Source organism: Peribacillus frigoritolerans, from assembly GCF_004358755.1.
Taxonomy (GTDB): domain Bacteria; phylum Bacillota; class Bacilli; order Bacillales; family Bacillaceae; genus Bacillus_P.
Genome location: NZ_SMZY01000001.1, coordinates 874,239 through 892,180, shown reverse-complemented (window position 1 = coordinate 892,180; position 17,942 = coordinate 874,239). Strand labels below are relative to the sequence as shown.

At 37.1% G+C, this 17,942-nt stretch carries 16 protein-coding genes and 3 pseudogenes; 4 read left to right on the top strand and 15 right to left on the bottom strand.

Going from position 1 to position 17,942, the window contains the following annotated elements; genetic code table 11:
* Positions 1–90 precede the first annotated feature (90 nt).
* The 6 genes and pseudogenes from E2R53_RS04715 to E2R53_RS04690 all read right to left on the bottom strand — a co-directional run.
* A complete protein-coding gene (locus tag E2R53_RS04715; protein WP_133310623.1) occupies positions 91–1,476 on the bottom strand; it encodes an ABC transporter substrate-binding protein in 1,386 nt (461 codons plus the stop codon).
* Positions 1,473–3,158, bottom strand: coding sequence for a sensor histidine kinase (locus tag E2R53_RS04710; protein ID WP_165970892.1), 1,686 nt, complete (start codon positions 3,156–3,158; stop codon positions 1,473–1,475). Before E2R53_RS04710 ends, E2R53_RS04715 begins: the two co-directional genes overlap by 4 nt.
* An 11-nt stretch (positions 3,159–3,169) precedes the next feature.
* The gene (locus E2R53_RS04705) at positions 3,170–4,717 is read right to left on the bottom strand and encodes a response regulator transcription factor (protein WP_133310621.1); all 1,548 of its coding nucleotides are present in this window, start codon (positions 4,715–4,717) and stop codon (positions 3,170–3,172) included.
* Positions 4,718–4,997: 280 nt separating this feature from the next.
* A complete protein-coding gene (locus tag E2R53_RS04700) occupies positions 4,998–5,345 on the bottom strand; it encodes an IDEAL domain-containing protein (RefSeq protein WP_133310620.1) in 348 nt (115 codons plus the stop codon).
* 164 nt (positions 5,346–5,509) lie between these two features.
* Positions 5,510–5,923: an RrF2 family transcriptional regulator gene (locus tag E2R53_RS04695; protein ID WP_133310619.1), complete on the bottom strand. Its 414-nt coding sequence runs from the start codon at positions 5,921–5,923 to the stop codon at positions 5,510–5,512.
* A 294-nt stretch (positions 5,924–6,217) separates the two neighbouring features.
* Positions 6,218–6,304: pseudogene (locus tag E2R53_RS04690) on the bottom strand (HxlR family transcriptional regulator); the annotation flags it as partial.
* Between the two features lie 219 nt (positions 6,305–6,523).
* Here E2R53_RS04690 and hxlA (E2R53_RS04685) point away from each other — a divergent pair.
* Complete coding sequence (gene hxlA, locus E2R53_RS04685) at positions 6,524–7,171, top strand: 3-hexulose-6-phosphate synthase (protein WP_070875631.1); 648 nt, start codon at positions 6,524–6,526, stop codon at positions 7,169–7,171.
* 67 nt (positions 7,172–7,238) lie between these two features.
* Positions 7,239–7,732: pseudogene (hxlB, locus tag E2R53_RS04680) on the top strand (6-phospho-3-hexuloisomerase).
* 97 nt (positions 7,733–7,829) lie between these two features.
* Here hxlB (E2R53_RS04680) and E2R53_RS04675 read toward each other — a convergent pair.
* From E2R53_RS04675 to E2R53_RS04650, 7 genes and pseudogenes are all read right to left on the bottom strand, one after another.
* The gene (locus tag E2R53_RS04675) at positions 7,830–8,069 is read right to left on the bottom strand and encodes a transposase (RefSeq protein ID WP_133310618.1); all 240 of its coding nucleotides are present in this window, start codon (positions 8,067–8,069) and stop codon (positions 7,830–7,832) included.
* A 127-nt stretch (positions 8,070–8,196) separates the two neighbouring features.
* A pseudogene (locus E2R53_RS23830) lies at positions 8,197–8,277 on the bottom strand (recombinase family protein); the annotation flags it as partial.
* Between the two features lie 170 nt (positions 8,278–8,447).
* Complete coding sequence (locus E2R53_RS04665) at positions 8,448–9,785, bottom strand: glucose-6-phosphate isomerase (protein WP_133310617.1); 1,338 nt, start codon at positions 9,783–9,785, stop codon at positions 8,448–8,450.
* Positions 9,786–9,816: 31 nt separating this feature from the next.
* Positions 9,817–10,710: a phosphogluconate dehydrogenase (NAD(+)-dependent, decarboxylating) gene (gnd, locus tag E2R53_RS04660; RefSeq protein ID WP_133311152.1), complete on the bottom strand. Its 894-nt coding sequence runs from the start codon at positions 10,708–10,710 to the stop codon at positions 9,817–9,819.
* Between the two features lie 82 nt (positions 10,711–10,792).
* Entirely contained in the window at positions 10,793–12,247 is a 1,455-nt protein-coding gene (zwf, locus tag E2R53_RS04655) for a glucose-6-phosphate dehydrogenase (RefSeq protein ID WP_133310616.1), read from the bottom strand.
* 96 nt (positions 12,248–12,343) lie between these two features.
* Positions 12,344–12,508, bottom strand: a complete 165-nt coding sequence (locus tag E2R53_RS23110) for a hypothetical protein (protein WP_165970891.1) — start codon at positions 12,506–12,508, stop codon at positions 12,344–12,346.
* 435 nt (positions 12,509–12,943) lie between these two features.
* A complete protein-coding gene (locus E2R53_RS04650) occupies positions 12,944–13,306 on the bottom strand; it encodes a winged helix-turn-helix transcriptional regulator (protein WP_133310615.1) in 363 nt (120 codons plus the stop codon).
* 203 nt (positions 13,307–13,509) lie between these two features.
* On the opposite strand from E2R53_RS04650, the gene hxlA (E2R53_RS04645) reads away from it, so the two are divergent.
* Both hxlA (E2R53_RS04645) and hxlB (E2R53_RS04640) read left to right on the top strand, forming a co-directional pair.
* The gene (gene hxlA / locus E2R53_RS04645) at positions 13,510–14,142 is read left to right on the top strand and encodes a 3-hexulose-6-phosphate synthase (protein ID WP_133310614.1); all 633 of its coding nucleotides are present in this window, start codon (positions 13,510–13,512) and stop codon (positions 14,140–14,142) included.
* An 8-nt stretch (positions 14,143–14,150) separates the two neighbouring features.
* Entirely contained in the window at positions 14,151–14,708 is a 558-nt protein-coding gene (gene hxlB, locus E2R53_RS04640; RefSeq protein ID WP_133310613.1) for a 6-phospho-3-hexuloisomerase, read from the top strand.
* A gap of 180 nt (positions 14,709–14,888) precedes the next feature.
* Here the strand turns inward: hxlB (E2R53_RS04640) and E2R53_RS04635 are convergent, their stop codons facing one another.
* Together E2R53_RS04635 and cysI are read right to left on the bottom strand one after the other, a co-directional pair.
* Complete coding sequence (locus E2R53_RS04635; protein WP_133311151.1) at positions 14,889–15,965, bottom strand: DNA alkylation repair protein; 1,077 nt, start codon at positions 15,963–15,965, stop codon at positions 14,889–14,891.
* A 251-nt stretch (positions 15,966–16,216) separates the two neighbouring features.
* A complete protein-coding gene (gene cysI / locus E2R53_RS04630) occupies positions 16,217–17,935 on the bottom strand; it encodes an assimilatory sulfite reductase (NADPH) hemoprotein subunit (protein ID WP_133310612.1) in 1,719 nt (572 codons plus the stop codon).
* Between the last annotated feature and the right edge of the window lie 7 nt (positions 17,936–17,942).

The window sequence follows — 17,942 nt, the reverse complement described above, 5'->3', positions numbered from 1 at the left end:
TAGTGTAGTGTTTAACTTTCTCGGTTGGAAATGATAGGTTTGAAACAACAAAAACCCCTCAGAGATCTGAGGGTCAAGGAAATATTTTAGTTATCTCAACAAATTATTTACAGCTTCATCAGCCTTCGTTAAAGCTTCTTCAACTGACATTTCCCCAAGTTGGGCATCGTGTAAATAACCGGTTACAACACTCTCCCATTGTTCTTCCTGCGGGAAAAATGGACGGGCTTTTGCCGTCTTCATTGCTTCATTTACTGCTTCATATCGGCGAAATTTCTTAACATCAGTACCCGCAACTTCCACTTGCTTAAGAGTTGGAACTAAATAGGAAGAGAATCGGACTGGATCTCCCCCACCCATCTGAGCTTGTCTGACATCATTTTGTTTACTTTCTAACCAAACCATAAATTTAAACGCTTCTTCTGGATACTTTGACGTTCTAGGAATAACAATTGACCAGCCAGCAAGATGTGGAACAGATGCTTTCATTGCAGGCGTTTGGACAAATTCCCATTGGCCAACAGTACTAGAATAGGCACGATCGTCTACCTTGTAAGCTGCCCAAGACCAGTGAATAGCCATTGCAACGTTTCCTTCAGAAGCATCAGCTGATACTTCTGAAAAGGTATAATCATTTATACCTGGAGGAGAGAATTGCAGCAGGTCAATCCACGTTTTTGTCGCCTCTATAACTTCTGGAGTTGTTAATGATGAGGTCATCTTATTCCAATCAATGACATCTCCTCCGTTAGAATAGACAAATGTTAACCATGTATGCACATTGCCGAACCCTTCACTAGCTTGTCCAGCCCAGCCATAAATCTTTTTCCCGTTCACCATTTTTCCATTAAAAAATTTAGCCATATCACGAAATTGCTGCATTTTTTTGGGTGGAGATAAGTCATACCCATATATCTCTTTAAACTCTGATTTCAGTTTTTCATCCTCAAATAAATCGGATCGGTACCAAAGGATATGAGGGTGTATCGTCTGTGGCAATCCATAGATATTGCCGCCCTCACCATATCCACCGTTTTCTCCATTCCATTGTGTAAGAGCTAGTGCTCTTGGCAAAAAATCTTCCGTATCTACTTTGTTTTTTTCTATATATGTTTCTAAGGGCAGTAAGCTATTTGTAGAGACTAGTTCCGGCACCCAGTTGTAATCAACATTAAAAAGGTCATAATTAGCATGACCAGCGATCGAAAGAGCTAATTTTTGAAAAATCATGTCACGCCCAACTAACTCGATATTGACAGAAACTCCTGTTTCGTTCTCATATTCTTCCGCTAACTTTTGAGTTACCTCTCCCCATGTCGTATTAAGAAAAACACCATTTAAGGATATCTGTTCTTTCACTTCGACTTCTTTATTTTCTTCTATAGCCTCTTCTTGCTTTCTTAATTGTTGACTGCAAGCGGTTAAAATAATAGAATTCACAATAATAAAAATCAAGAGAGTATAATGCTTAGTCAAGTATCTCCCCCCTTTGCTTCCTCATGTACTGGATGCCGCACGATCACTCTAAAGCCTCCATGATGCTCTTCATCAACTTTTATTCCATACTCAGTTCCAAAATGTAGTGATAGTCGTTTATGAACATTTACTAATCCAATTCCATGATGCACATGATTTGAATTTTTTTTGTCCGATTTGTTACTATCCAATCCTGGTCCATTATCTTCAATCATAAAGATGATGTCCTGTTCAATGCGTTTAACTGTTAACAGAATTTTCCCCTTACCTTCTGGCAAGTTACTAATTCCATGCTTAATACAATTTTCTACAATTGGCTGAAGGATTAACTTAATTACTTTTAATTTTAAAATCGTTGGATCTACCTGAACAAATACCTTAAATGAACGATTACTTCTTAGCTTTACAATGTCTAAATAATTCTTAGCATGTTCAATTTCTCTTTCAACCGTTGTCCACTCGTTATTATTATTTAAACTGAATCGAAGTAAGTTAGCTAATTTCGTTACCATTAGTGCAATATTTTTTTCATCTGCCTTTTCTGCTCTCCACTTAATTGCATCTAATGTATTATAGAAAAAATGTGGATTTATTTGATGATGTAATGTTTGAAGCTCAAAATTCCGCTTATCTGATTCCATCTTTTTTGTTTGTACAATAAGTTCAGACATTCCAGTAATCATTTGGTTAAACCCGCCTACAAGCTGACCAATCTCATCTTTTCTGGACCTTTCCATTTTGAAATGCTTCAATACTCCACTTCGTACTTTTTCCATATGTGAAACGAGATCCTTAATGGGTAATGTAAAATTACGAACAATAATAACAAGATAGGTCGAAATAATGAATATACTGATCATTACAATCCACAAAGTAAAGTTTTTTATTTGTTCAATATTTCCAGTAATCTCTTTGTTTGGCAGGGCAGTGATTAGTTTCCATCCCTGTTTATTTAATTGAGTTTCAGCTGTATTCCAATCCTCTTCTGGTACAAATTTTTCATTATAAAGCATTGAGTTTTCATTTGAAATAATGTTATTATCTTGATCAACAATTAATGTTTTATAGTTTTTAAAAGAAGAAGGGAAGGTTAATTCCTCTCGAACAAATGAATCAGGAATTTTTAAAACAATCACACCAAGTGGTTCGTAATAATAGGATGAACGAACCGCTCTTATATAAGTAAGAACTGGCTTCTTTGAAGATTCATCCCAATAATGGTACCAAACCCCTTTTTCTTTCAAATCAAAGGCTTTTAACATCAATTCCGTACTTGGCTTAAAATCATTTCCATTTATTAGCTCCAAATAATTTGGATAATACTTCATTTGTTTTGGTAAGACATATACTCCGTACGTCCCTTTTAACTGGGCAATAAGTTGACTGATCCGATCGATAAAAACTTTTTCTTCTTCATAAGATCTTGGCGGATGACTTTGCAATAGCTTCTGTAACTGGATAGATGTCACCATTTTTTCTGATTCAACTTCTGCATCCTTTAATAAACGATTAACCTGTTTTTTATTTAATTCTATATTGTCTTGGAGAAGCTTAGAGGTAACCGTTTCTAATTGAGACTTAGATCGATCATATGATAAATAACCTAACATTGCTAACGGAATAATGATGGATAAGGCAATAAAGACAAACATTTTGTTAAATAAATTATCTTCTATTTTCACCCTTCTAAATTTCATTTTCCGTACCTATACTCTTTGGGTGTTTGACTTGTTCTTTTTTTAAAAATAGTACCGAAATGCTGTAGATTATGATAGCCTACAGATTCCGCAATCTCATATACTTTCATACTTGTTTCTCTTAGGAGTGTTTTCGCTTTGTTAATCCTCGTCTCTGTTAAAAAATCCATATATGTTTGTCCCGTTTCTTTTTTAAACAACTGACTTAGCCAAACTGGATGTAAGGATAGCTTGTCTGCGATTATTTGCAAGCTCAAATCCTCCATGTAACTAGCATGAATCATTTGAATGGCTCTTTCAATGATTGAATTGGCAGCATGTGTTGAAACCTCATGACCCACACTCGTTAAATACTCAGATAAAACCTCTTCATATTCTTCTAATGTGGAACATTCATCAACCTTTTCCCAAACACTCATTGGAATATCTTTAAGCTCCTTTGAGGTTTGTTCACTTATACTTGCAAGGATTTGTGACAAGTAATTTAATGTTTTTCGTGTGATATCGTCTCTTGATGAAAGACCATCAAGTAATATGACCTGTTGAAAGAAAACCTTTAACACTTGGCGAATGCTATCTTCATCCCTATTTATTACTAATGATGCTAAATGGCTGGCAGCGGTAAGATCTGTAGACATCAGATGATCAGTTTTTGCAAAGTCCTTTCGATTCGTTAAAGAGCTTATTTGAAATTCTTTTAGTGTAGAGCTGTAAGCTGCATGCATCTCCTCAAATGACGATACTTTTGTGCTAATGCCTATTGCTAACACGATATTTTGATATTCCTTTACCGTTTTGTGAATGGACCTAGCTATTTTCTCAGGATCTTCAATACTTGTTAATAATACCCATCTATTTTTAGGGTCTTTAAAAAGGAGTGAGTGCATGTGATCTCGGATAACATCTTGCATAATATTTCCTATCACAAAAGTATTTAAGTGATTTTCTTCTGTAAAAGGTTTCCCGTCAGGATAGCCCTTTACATCAAAAATAAGGAGTGAGAAGGATTTATTCGCTATCCAATCAAGATTCCATAAACACAGTCTATGGTAGAGATGTTCCTCAAGAGGTGTTCTTTTTAAACAAAATTCCACTAAATAGCTATCCCTCATAGAACGTGTTCCCATCTCTTCAAATGACTTCTGCTGCTCAGTATACTGAAGGTGTTCTTTTTCCTCTTTTATCATTGAAAGAGTCCTGTTTACTTTTTCTGTAAACTCCTTAGTGCTATATGGTTTTAATAAATAATCAACAGCACCGAACCGTATACTTCTCCGTGCATAATCAAAATCATCGAAACCGCTTACAATTATGACCTTTGGCTGGTAGTCACTATTTACAACCTCTTCAACTAAATCAAGACCAGATATACCAGGAAGCATAATATCAGTAATAATTAGTTCAGGATAATGTTTAAAAATCACCTCTCTTGCATCTTCCGCATTATTTGAAGTATGCAATTCTACTTCAACATTTTGAGAATCAATAGCCTTTTTCATTCCCATTAAGGAATCTGGCTCATCTTCAATTAATAACAGCCTCAATCTTTTACCCCTCCATTCAGTGGGAAATTACATATATATTAACTAGAACCATTTTAGTGGTCAATTAAAATAAAATCATGTTCTAGAATTGATGAATTTATGTGGAAATTTGGATGAAGCAATTCACTGATTTAAATGTGAAAAACACTGGGGTTTAGTCCTTATTAGAGAAGAACCAAGGCTTATTTATAAAGCCTTGGATTCCTACAGAATACTATTCCATTGTGGATCATTTTTAAGAAATGACCGCTGCCTGCTTCTCCAGCATTTAATACCCATTTTACCTGCCCCGATGAATCCCGCTTGCATCTTTTTTCCTCATTGAGTTTAACTTTGCAGAAAGGTCGATAAACCAGTCCTCATCACCAGTTGATAATGCCAAATCAATCAGAAAGAGAATTTGTTCCTTGTTTACCACTTTAGAAATCGACAATCTCTTAACATGTTTACTTGAAATGGATATTTTTTTACCAATTGTTTCAACAGCTTCACTTTTAATGACAGTTACCTTTACTGTTCCATTCTTTAAATCCAGTGCTTCGATATAACCAATGATTATTTCTCCATCCTGTAAATTTCCTTTAATCCAATCACCTGTTTTAAATATGGAATGATTATTTAATGACATGTTTTTTAACCTTCTTACATGATTTTAGATTTTTAAATATGAACATCCATCTCTTTTATAGATAAAGTATAAGAAGATAGATCAGTCGTATATAACTGTAATTATTTTTATTACATTTATATCAAAAAAAAAGAAGTCTGCGAAGATTAATCCTTTGCAGCCACTTATGATTCTTGATTAATTAGGTCCACAACTTCTTTTATCGTATAAGCCTTCAAAAACGTACCAAAATGTTCTTCTGCACCTGTAAAAATTGTAAAAAGGACATGTTGCATGTTTTTGCCGACAATACATTTCTTATTTGATTCAGGACATTTAGGCTGAAGGGCACCTTCAGAAGTAATCTTATATATATCCCAAAGATTCACTTCACTTACATCTAGTGCAAAAATAAACCCGCCGCCTGTTCCTTCTTTTGAATGAATAAATCCATGTTTTTTTAACAAGCTTAGCACTTTACGAATACGAACCGGGTGGACACCAGCACTATCAGAAATAGCATCACTTGTTGACATTCGGTCATGCTGTAAAGCAAGAAATGTTAAACTATGAACGGCAAGAGTAAAATCACTATTCATGGCCTGCCTCCTTGTAATTAGTCCTTGTATTAATTTTAAATGATGAATTAACGCACTGTAATACTAAATGTTACAGATAAAATTGTCAAGATTGATTAAAATGCCTACATACATTTCCTGTTGAGTTTGTGGTTCTACTCTCTTCTTCATGAAACCATTCTCTTTAATTAGATGTAGTTTTATTTATAGGTGTATCCATCACATTATCCATATCGTTTTTACCCCTTCAATACATGGAATCGATTACTGTTTCAGCTCACCAAATCGCTGCATTCCCTCTTTTCCTAAGTGTCACAACTTCAGTATTTTCCATTTACCGCCAATAACATAAAGGGTTAATTCATTTTCACAGTTAAACATTTTGTCCTGCATACGTGACATTTGTTTCATCTCCACTTCTATATTGAATAACAAATAGTATACTATTTAACACTATGTAAAAATAAAGTGCGTACTTATATAATTTTAATATACATACTATACTAACACTGTACCATTGTTAACAAGAGCATTGGTTACAGTTGCCATGTGAAATGAAAGTGAGCAATGGGCATTATTACTACTGTGCAACAAACTAAAAAATTGAGGAGTGAAACATAGATGGAGTTACAATTAGCATTAGATTTAGTCAACATTCCAGAAGCAATCGAATTGGTAAAAGAAGTAGAGGAGCATATTGATATAGTAGAAATCGGAACACCGGTTGTGATCAACGAAGGTCTTCATGCTGTAAAGGCAGTAAAAGAAGCATTCCCTAACTTAAAAGTATTAGCAGACCTGAAAATTATGGATGCTGCTGGATATGAAGTGATGAAAGCTTCCGAAGCAGGTGCTGATATCATCACTATTCTTGGAACGGCGGAAGATATGTCGATTAAAGGTGCTGTAGAAGAAGCGAAAAAACAAGGTAAAAAAATCCTTGTCGATATGATAGCGGTAAAAGACCTTGCTGGACGTGCTAAAGAAGTGGATGCTATGGGCGTGGATTATATTTGTGTTCACACGGGCTACGATCTTCAAGCAGTCGGAAAAAATTCTTTTGAAGATCTACAAACCATCAAAAGTGTGGTTAAAAACGCTAAAACGGCCATCGCTGGCGGCATTAAACTAGAAACACTTCCAGAAGTCATTAAAGTAAATCCAGACCTTGTCATTGTAGGAGGCGGGATTACTGGACAAGCAGATATAAAAGCTGCTGCTGCCAAAATGCAACAAATGATCAAAGAACAAACGGTTACAGCAGGTTAATCCTAAGATGTAGACGACACAATATTTAGTAGAAAACTTAAAAGAGCTTAATCATTCAGCTGACTTAATCGCAAATGAAGAAGCTGAAAAACTCGTCAACGGGATACTTGAATCGAAAAAGCTTTTTGTCGCCGGTGCAGGCAGATCAGGATTCATGGGCAAATCCTTCTCCATGCGGATGATGCATATGGGAATTGATTCTTATGTAATTGGTGAAACGGTAACTCCCAACTTTGAAAAAGAGGATATCTTAATCATCGGATCCGGGGAAACAAAAGCTTAGTCTCCATGGCTGAAAAAGCAAAAAGCATTGGTGGTAAAATTGCAACTGTCACGATATTCTCTGATTCCACTATTGGACAGTTAGCAGATGTCACCATTAATAAGTTGCCTGGATCACCGAAAGACCAATCAGAGGGCGATTATAAAACCATCCAGCCAATGGGCTCACTATTTGAGCAGACCCTATTACTTTTTTATGATGCCGTCATCTTGAGATTCATGGAGAAAAAGGAATTAGATACCAATAAGATGTATGGCAGACATGCCAATCTTGAATAAAAGATTTTCCTAAGAATGTAATAACCAAAAGACCGCAGAGATTCTAAAGAAACTTTGCGGTCTTTTGGTTAGTCTTTAAAACATCATTTTGTTATTATTAACTATTAATCTTATCCTTTAGTATAAAACATAAAGGCTTTGAGCCACCCGTCCCTCTCTCATTAAAAGACTCGCTGATCTTCCACTTTTTCACCCATACTTTTAATTGGCTTGAGTGAAGCATACTCAGTTTGTCTGAAACAGCCTGATAGATTTCCGAACTATTTACATACTCTAATACTGCTTTAACCTTAAATTCCTCTGGATATGCTCGAAATTTTTGTCCTTTTTTTGCCATGAAAAATCCCCTCCGTGTAAAAAAACCATTGAATGAATGAGGTGCTACACTATATGACATCTAGTAATCAGTTAAGTCCATCTCTATTCTTTGTAGTCCCGGTAAATTTCTCTTGAACCATTTTTTAACAGCTGTACTCAGAAAGTAATATAATTTGTCGGTCTAAATTTTGGTCATCTGTCGAAACTCGAATATAACCGATTATCATAATGAAAATTTTATAATCTAATTGTACAAGAGGCTTCATTTTGTTTTTTGGTAAAACTTTTGGTAACCTGTAAAATTTGTAATATCAAGCATCAGTCTCATAAACGTTGTTACAAAAAATATGGTTTTTGGTAACAATCTTTATATTAATACAAAACCAATCAGATATAATTATTTTGATAAACGCTCCATGAGAGTAGCTTTTTCAACTTCAAAACCAGGTTTGTCAAGTAAAGCAAACATATTCTTTTTGTATGCTTCTACTCCTGGCTGGTCAAATGGGTTAACTCCTAATAGATGGCCGCTAATTCCACATGCCTTCTCAAAAAAGTAAACCAACTCACCGTAAGTGTATTCATTCATTTCATCCAGTTCAATCACGAGATTAGGTACTTCTCCATCTATATGGGCAATAAGGGTACCCTGAAATGCCCTTTTGTTGACTTCATCCATCGTCTTACCAGCCAGGAAGTTTAATCCATCAATATTTTCTGGATCCTCCTGAATAGTCACTTCAATTCGAGGGTTCTTAATCTGTAAAACCGTTTCTAAAAGGTTTCGCCGACCTTCTTGTACATATTGTCCCATGGAATGCAAATCCGTTGAAAAATCGACGGACGCAGGGAAAAGCCCCTTTTGATCTTTTCCTTCACTTTCCCCAAACAGCTGCTTCCACCATTCCGATACGTAGTGAAGGGAGGGCTCATAGTTAACAAGCACTTCAATTGCTTTTCCCTTATTGTAAAGTACATTTCGGACCGCAGCATACTGATAGCTCTCATTTGTCAATAAATCAGGATTGTTGTATTTATGGGCTGCTGCTGCTGCCCCTTCCATCATACGATCAATATCAAGTCCTGCTACGGCAATTGGTAAGAGACCAACTGCTGTTAGCACAGAATACCTTCCACCTACATCATCTGGAATGACAAACGTTTCATATCCTTCTTTGTCTGCGAGCTTTTTTAATACGCCTTTTTCCTGATCTGTAGTGGCAAAAATACGTTTTCTCGCCTCTTCTTTTCCGTATTTTTTCTCCATATAGTCACGAAAAATACGGAAAGCAAGGGCTGGCTCTGTCGTTGTTCCTGATTTGGAAATGACGTTAACAGAGATATCTTTCCCCTCTAATAGTTCAAATAAATGAGATATATAAGTAGAACTGATATTGTGACCGGCAAAATACACTTTTGTCCTATCATTCATTTGGTTATGAAAGCTATGGGACAAAGCTTCTATAGCTGATCTTGCACCCAAATACGAACCGCCGATGCCAATCACAATCAAAGCATCTGATTGATTTTGAATTTTCTTTGCAGCTTGCTTAATGCGCACGAATTCATCTTTATCATAGTTTAAAGGTAAATCAACCCACCCAAGATAATTCGATCCGGGACCTTTCTTTTCATGAAGATAACCATGAGAAACTCGTACAAATTCACCTAAATGATTTACCTCACTCTCTTTCATGAAAGATAATGCGTTCGAAAAGTCAAATGAAATGGTCATATAAATTTCTCCTTTATATATGCTTCTATTCTTATTTTTTTTCCACAGCATGTCCACCAAATTCGTTTCGCAAAGCAGCAACCACTTTACCTGTAAAGGTATCATTGTCTAAGGAACGATAACGCATTAATAAAGACATAGCAATAACAGGGGTAGCAGCTTGAAGATCCAATGCTGTTTCTACTGTCCATTTCCCTTCACCAGATGAATGCATAATGCCTTTAATTTCATCTAATTTTGCATCTTTAGAAAACGCGTGTTCTGTTAAATCCATGAGCCAAGAACGAATAACCGAACCATTATTCCAAACTTTTGCTACCTTTTCATAATCAAAATCGAATTCACTTTTTTCTAATACTTCAAATCCTTCTCCAATCGCAGCCATCATTCCGTATTCAATTCCATTGTGAATCATTTTTAGGAAGTGACCACTGCCTGCTTTTCCAGCATATAAATACCCATTCTCTACAGCTGTATCTCTAAAAATCGGCTCGACAATGCTCCACGCTTCAGGATCTCCACCAATCATATAACAAGCACCATAGCGGGCACCTTCCATTCCCCCAGAAGTACCTGCATCCATATAGCTCACTCCAACTTTCTTCAACTGTTCGTAACGACGAATGGATTCCTTATAATGTGAATTACCAGCTTCAATGACGACATCTCCCTCACTTAGAAATGGCGTGATTTCGCTAATAACGGAATCAACGACGGAGTGTGGGACCATTATCCAAACAACTCGTGGCTTTTCTATGGATTGAACAAGATCTTGTAAGCTAGATGTACCTTCAGCCCCGTATTTCTTAATTTCTTCAACAGCATTTGTATTTAGATCAAATGCTACTACATCATGTTTATGGTCAATTAAGTTCTTTCCTAAGTTTAGACCCATTTTTCCTAATCCAATTAATCCGACCTTCATCATTACTCCTCCTTGAGTATTTCTATATTTTTTGAATTTTTCATCTATAGCGTAATGGATTCAAAGTATAATCATAATTCTTTTACCACCATCTATAACCATCCTCTTCCAATAATCGATGAGCAGCTTCTGGTCCCATCGAGCCAGATTGATATGAATGAAGTGGAACACTATTTTCCTCAAATGTCTCTAAAATAGGCTGAACCCATTTCCAAGATAATTTCACTTCGTTCCAATGAGCAAAGAAGGTAGAATCTCCACGCAGAGCATCAAATATTAAGAGTTCATATGCTTCGGGCACGTCTTTTTTATTCGCTGAAAAATCAACAACAATAGGTTCTAATTTTCCATTTATCGGGTTTTTACTATTTAACTGCAACGAAACACCTTCATTTGGACTTACATTAATAACCAATAGATTGGGTTCAGCATTTTGGATTTCATTGGTATACAAATTCTTTAATGGGTTTTTGAATTCAATCACAATCCGCGTTAATTTTTCCGTCATTCTTTTTCCTGTCCGGATATAGAATGGTACCCCGTCCCAAAAGGAATTATCAATCCATAGACGAGCAGCAATGAATGTATCGTTTTTAGAAGAAGCAGCAACGCCAGGTTCTTCTAAGTATCTGACTACTGGTGTACCGTTTATTTCACCTGATTCATATTGGCCACGAATGACGTGAATACCTACAGTATTTTTCTGTAATGGTCTCAGAGATTCCATAACTTTTCTTTTCTCATGAAGGATATCTTTTGCACTAATCTGTTTTGGGAGATGCATGGCTGTCATCATCAACAGCTGTAGCATATGATTTTGAACCATATCACGAATAGCGCCTGCTTGGTCATAATAACCTGCTCTCTCCTCTACACCAACCGTTTCACTAGCCGTAATTTGCACATTGGCAATAAACCGATTGTTCCAAAGTGATTGCAGTACAGGATTGGCAAATTCCAAGGCTTCAAGGTTTTGCACCATTGGTTTTCCGAGATAATGGTCAATCCGAAAAATTTCGTCTTCTTCAAAAGCTTTGCTTAATTTTCCGTTTAAATCTTCAGCAGATTTTAAGTCATATCCAAATGGTTTTTCGATAATCAATCGTTTCCATCCCTTTGTCGAACTTAAGCCACTCTTCTTTATGTTTAAAGCAATTACATCAAAGAATTCAGGAGCAACAGAAAGATAAAACATTCGATTCTCTTCAATACTCTGGTCTTTTTCATTTTGCTGAACGACATCAACTAACTTCTTATACCCTTCAGCATTCATGAAATCTAACTGACAATAACGAAATGCCTTTACAAACTCTTGTTTTTCGGATTTATCATTTATCAAGTGTCTAGAAAAAGTGTAAAGCGAGTCTGTTACATGGTTTTGAAAATCAACATCAGATATTTCGCCTATTCCTACACCAATGATCAAAAAAGAATCTGGTAATTTTTGATTCAAATATAAATTAAACAAGGCAGGGTAGATTTTTCGCTTAGCTAAATCCCCAGTTGCCCCAAATAGGACAAACGTCATAGAATCCACTTTTCATTCCTCCCCTTTTTCAAAGCATTATTAAATAGAAAAATGTCTGATTTTCTTCGTATTCTCTACAAAACAACAAGGATTTTCGCTATTGCGTTATCCTGCTTTTGGATGTAAGATTCGTTTATTTCTCCCAGCTTGTCCGGTAATAATGATCTCTCTTAATTGAGATTGTCCACATTTTGGACAGGTTTCATTATTTATGGTGATGGTTAGACATCTTTCACAAACTTTTCGCTGCTTATTTTTGAACTTTCCCATGCGGATCTCTCCTTTGGTAAAAAGCAACAACATGTATAAATTATTTAATGAAGTTTCACTTCATCTCACCATACTTGTAGTATTATTCTCTTAAGGTTTGGTAGTATTCTTTAAGCTCGCTATTACTTGAGCAAAATCAGTATATTACGTATGTTATCCTTTTGAAAGTACGCACTTTATTAACATATAGGTACATTGGTATAACATAGTGTTAAAAATAACACTATAAACTTGAATCCAATATCAAGAGTAAAAAGCCAAGGACAGCGACTATAGAAAATTCGCTGCCCTTGGCTTTTTAGTAACTGATTCTTTTATTAAATGTTGTGTTTTCAACCTTATAAATGCGTGGAGATAAAAAAACCACGGACAGTATCTTTATTAAGATAGCTAACCGTGGTTTGTTCAAACCCCTAGGAGACAGTCTTTTTTTTACTAAAAAGGCGATTTGTTTTCTGTTTCTTTTTCCAATACATTCTCAATATAACCTTTACCCCAGTCATACATAGCTTCTAGAATAGGCATCAGACTTTTTCCATACTCAGTGAGTGAATATTCAACTTTTGGCGGAACGACAGGATAGACTTCACGATGAACAATCAAATGGTCTTCAAGTTCACGCAATTGATTAACAAGCATTCTTTGAGTGATACCAGGCATGAGGGTCTTTAGTTCACCAAAACGTTTGGTTCCTTCTTTTCCCAGATGCCACAATACCAACATTTTCCATTTTCCGCCAATAATCGAAAGAGTCAATTCTTTTTCACAATTAAACACTTTTCCCCCAAGATTCGGCATTCATTTCACCTCCAATTCTTATTTTTCCCCGTAGTATACTTTTTGATACTATATGAAAAAAAAGTGCATACTTTTAATTTAGTAACTTAATCAGTATACTGAGTATCTTACCGTTAGTAAATAGCTATTAATTGTAAATACTAACACTGTACAAAAGAAAACTTACAGTACATTTATACTATTATTTAAGGAGCGAGTGATAAATGAAATTACAATTAGCATTAGATCTTGTAGATATTCCAGGAGCTATTGAATTAGTGAAAGAAGTGGAAAATCATATAGATGTTGTAGAAATCGGCACGCCGGTTGTGATTAATGAAGGCCTTAAAGCAGTAAAGGAAGTTAAAGCTGCCTTCCCTAACTTAACTGTGTTAGCTGATCTTAAAATCATGGATGCGGCTGGATATGAAGTTAGCCAAGCATCTGCAGCAGGCGCTGACATCATCACCATTCTTGGTACAGCTGAAGACGAGTCCATTAAAGGTGCTGTAGAAGAAGCAAAAAAACAAGGTAAACAAATCCTTGCTGATATGATCGCAGTTAAAGACATTAAAGGTCGTGCGAAAGAACTGGATGAACTAGGAGTAGATTATATCTGCGTTCACACAGGTTATGACCTTCAAGCTGTAGGAAAAAATTCTTTCGAAGACCTTGCAACCATTAAGAGCGTTGTAAAAAATGCGAAAACGGCTATTGCAGGCGGAATCAAATTAGAAACACTTCCAGATGTGATTAAAGTACAACCAGATCTTGTCATCGTAGGTGGCGGTATCACAAGCAAAGAAGATAAAAAAGCAGTTGCAGCTAAAATGCAAGAATTGATTAAACAAGGTTAATTATAGCTATGAAAACTACTCAATATTTAGCTGAAGTCGTTCAAGAATTAAGTCGGACCGTCGACTTAATCTCTGACGAAAAAGCAGAGAAGTTGGTTAATAAGATTATGGAATCCAAAAAAATCTTTGTTGCAGGTGCGGGCAGATCTGGATTTATGGGCAAATCTTTCGTGATGAGAATGATGCACATGGGGATCGATGCTTATGTAATCGGTGAAACTGTAACAGCAAATTTAGAAAAAGATGATTTGTTGATCATCGGTTCAGGTTCAGGTGAAACGAAAACCTTGGTTTCTATCGCTGAAAAAGCAAAAAGTTTAGGTGGGACGGTCGCAGCTGTAACGATTTCCCCTGACTCCACGATTGGAAAATTAGCTGATATTATCATTAAATTGCCTGGATCACCGAAAGATCAATCTGAAAGTGACTATAAGACCATACAACCAATGGGGTCCCTTTTTGAGCAAACGATGTTATTATTTTATGATGCATTGATCTTGCGTTTCATGGAAAAAAAAGGATTAGACTCTGCTAAAATGTATGGCAAACATGCCAATCTCGAATAGAGTACACTTTTAAAAATATGGAAACAACGTAAAGACCGCATTCATTTCTTTTATGAATTGCGGTCTTTACTGCATATTACAAATAACACAGTCCATACAAGTTCCTTTTTTACTATAATTACTTCATTTATTGCCAAAAATCGTTCTTGTTTTTGCAGGCAACAACCTTATTTATCGATATTATCTAACCATAAAATCCTTCTCCGCTTTTACCACACCATTCACTATAATCGACAGCGTATGTATTCCTTGATAATGCTTTCTTGTTGTTAAGTCCTTAAAATGATGAGTTTTTGAGATGATGTGGTTTTCTCCCTGCTTCAGGATGGCTGTTTTCAGCATAAAAACCTTTCTGTTACGCTGTCCTCTGGCTTTCACATAATCAATTGCGTATTCAACTCTCACAGAAATCGTGCTTTCCGATGAAAGTTCAAATGTCATTTGAATGCTGTCTCCAATCTGGATTGCATCAGGATGGAGAGTTAGGCAATCAATTGTTATTCGACTGTCATCGGCATATCCAAATAAGGCAAGGGCTTCTCGGTTTCCTTTTTTCATTAATGAGCGGCAGGCATGTTTGATGATCCAATCCGTCTTTTTATTCTTTCCGCTCCATTCTTTCGCAATTTTTAATACAATGTGAGCGTGGGTATAAGATATATCATTTAAATGATTGGCAACACTTTTGCGGACATACAGCGACTCATCATTTTTCAGGTTTTCTAAAATCGGCAATGTTTGCTGCGGATCTTCTTTTATTGAAGGAACCGCTGTTCCCCAAGGAAGTCTTGGTCTGCTCCCTTCGCTCGCAAGTCTTCTTATGTGCTCATTTGAATGAGTGGACCACGTCAGCATTTGGTCAAGCATGCGATTTGGATCTTTTAGTAAAAAGGGGCGGACTGCAAATTCTGATGTAGAAAATTCTGTGAAGTAAGCTAGCGCATGCATGGATTTTTCCCAATTCTGCAGACCATATTGTTCAACGTAATCGGGGAAAATGATGCCTCCAAGGCCGCTAAACTGCGGTGCAATTTTATATAATATCCGGAGAGCTTCTTCATAGTCATCAGGCAGAGAATGTTTCAAGACCACTGTAATCTTTCTCATCCGCTGCTTTAAAGCTAAATCCTCCCAGCCATCTTCAAAAAAAAGGACCCGGAACTGTTCGGAATCAAATAAAGGGTATTCCTGTTCTATAGCAAAAATTAACCTTTCAATAAAAGCTTCATTATAAATATTTTTAAGTGCTTCAGCCATCATTTCAACCTTCTTTTATGGGGAGTATTATCTAAATCCACTATACACGAACGTATATTCGTTTTCAATGTTTCTCTGTCATTTCTTGTTTCCTTTTCAAAGTGAAAAACGCTCGTGTATTTAGTGATTTTAATTCTTTCCCGGTTTTTGAGGTATCATTCCTCTCTCATGGAAACTGGATTTCAGTAACCCAACACCGGTCACATGGTTTTTATTCCTAAAATAAAAAGACAGGAAGACCCTGTCTTTTATCAATCATGAAAATTAGTTCCATCTGTTACAGCTTTTACTACTCCCGCTCGAACGACAAAGTCTCCGAAGTGCTCTTTTTCAGTCCGTTCTTTTGCGTAGCGTGTTAGAAGGACGCGAAGTTCACTTAAAATCTCTTCTTCCCCGATGTTTTCACGGTACATTTTGCTCAGGCGGCTGCCGTCAAAAGCTGCACCTAAATACATATTGTATTTTCCTGGCGCTTTGCCGATAAAACCAATCTCACCAAGAGCATGGCGTGCACAGCCGTTTGGACAGCCGGTCATGCGAATCGTGATTTCTTCGTTTCTGAGGCCGTTTTCATCGACAATTGCTTCAATTTTATCGATCAGCACCGGCAAGTAGCGTTCTGCTTCGGCCATTGCAAGACCGCATGTCGGCAGGGCTACACATGCAAGCGAGCTTCTGCGCAGGGCAGAGTAATGCTTTCCGTCAGTAAGACCATATCGATCAATCAAATCGCTGATCTTTTTCTTTTGATGGCTTGAAACATTGGAGATGATTAAGTTTTGATTGGCAGTCAGGCGGATATCACCTTTATGCACTTTTGCAATTTCACGAAGACCGGTCATCAGCTGGTAGCCATCAAAATCTGCTACACGTCCGCCTTCTACAAAAAGAGTAAAGTGCCATTTGCCATCCATTCCTTTTACCCAGCCATATCTGTCCCCGTTATTGTCAAAATGATAGCTCTTTGCTTCTTCAAGATTCCATCCCAGGCGGTTTTCAAGTTCTGCTTTCACCGCATCCAGCCCCAGGCGGTCAACTGTGTACTTGAAACGGGCATTTTTGCGTACAGAACGATTTCCATAATCCCGTTGAATGGTGATGATTTTTTCAGCAACATCAACGATTTGATGAGGTGAGCAGAAACCAATCACCTTTGCAAGCTGCGGATATGTTGCTTTGTCTCCGTGGGACATTCCCATCCCCCCGCCGATTGCTACATTGAAGCCTGTGAGCCTTCCTTCTTCAACGATCGCAATGAAGCCAAGGTCCTGTGAAAAGACATCGATGTCATTTGAAGGCGGGACTGCAATCCCGATTTTAAATTTCCGCGGCAAGTACAGCGCGCCATACATTGGCTCAACTTCTTCTGTGTCAGGGGTTCCTGCTACTTTTTCTTCATCAAGCCAAATTTCGTGATACGCTCTCGTGCGCGGAAGCAGATCATCACTCAATTTTTTGGACCATTCATACACCTCAGAATGAATGTGTGATTGATATGGAATCGAATTGCACATCACGTTCCGATTTACATCGCCGCAAGCCGCAATGGTATCGAGCATCGAAGCATGAATTTCCTGAATCGTCTGCTTCATGTTCCATTTTAAGATGCCATGCATCTGAAAGGTCTGGCGTGTAGTCAGCTTTAACGTGCCATTTCCGTATTTTTGGGCAAGATCGTCCATGACAAGCCATTGTTCAGGCTTTGCCACACCGCCCGCCATGCGGACGCGGAGCATAAATTGATAAGCAGGCTCAAGCTTTTGCTTTTGACGCTCATTTCGAAGATCACGGTCATCCTGCAAATAGCTGCCATGATGTTTCATCAGCCGGTTATCGTCATCAGGAATTCCGGCACTGATCCGGTCCTGCATGACCTCCTTCAGTGTGCCGCGCAAATAATTGCTTCTTTCCTTAATATCTTCTACATCACTAGGCGGGCCATCCGGCGCTGTTAATAGTTTGTTCACCATGCTGAAA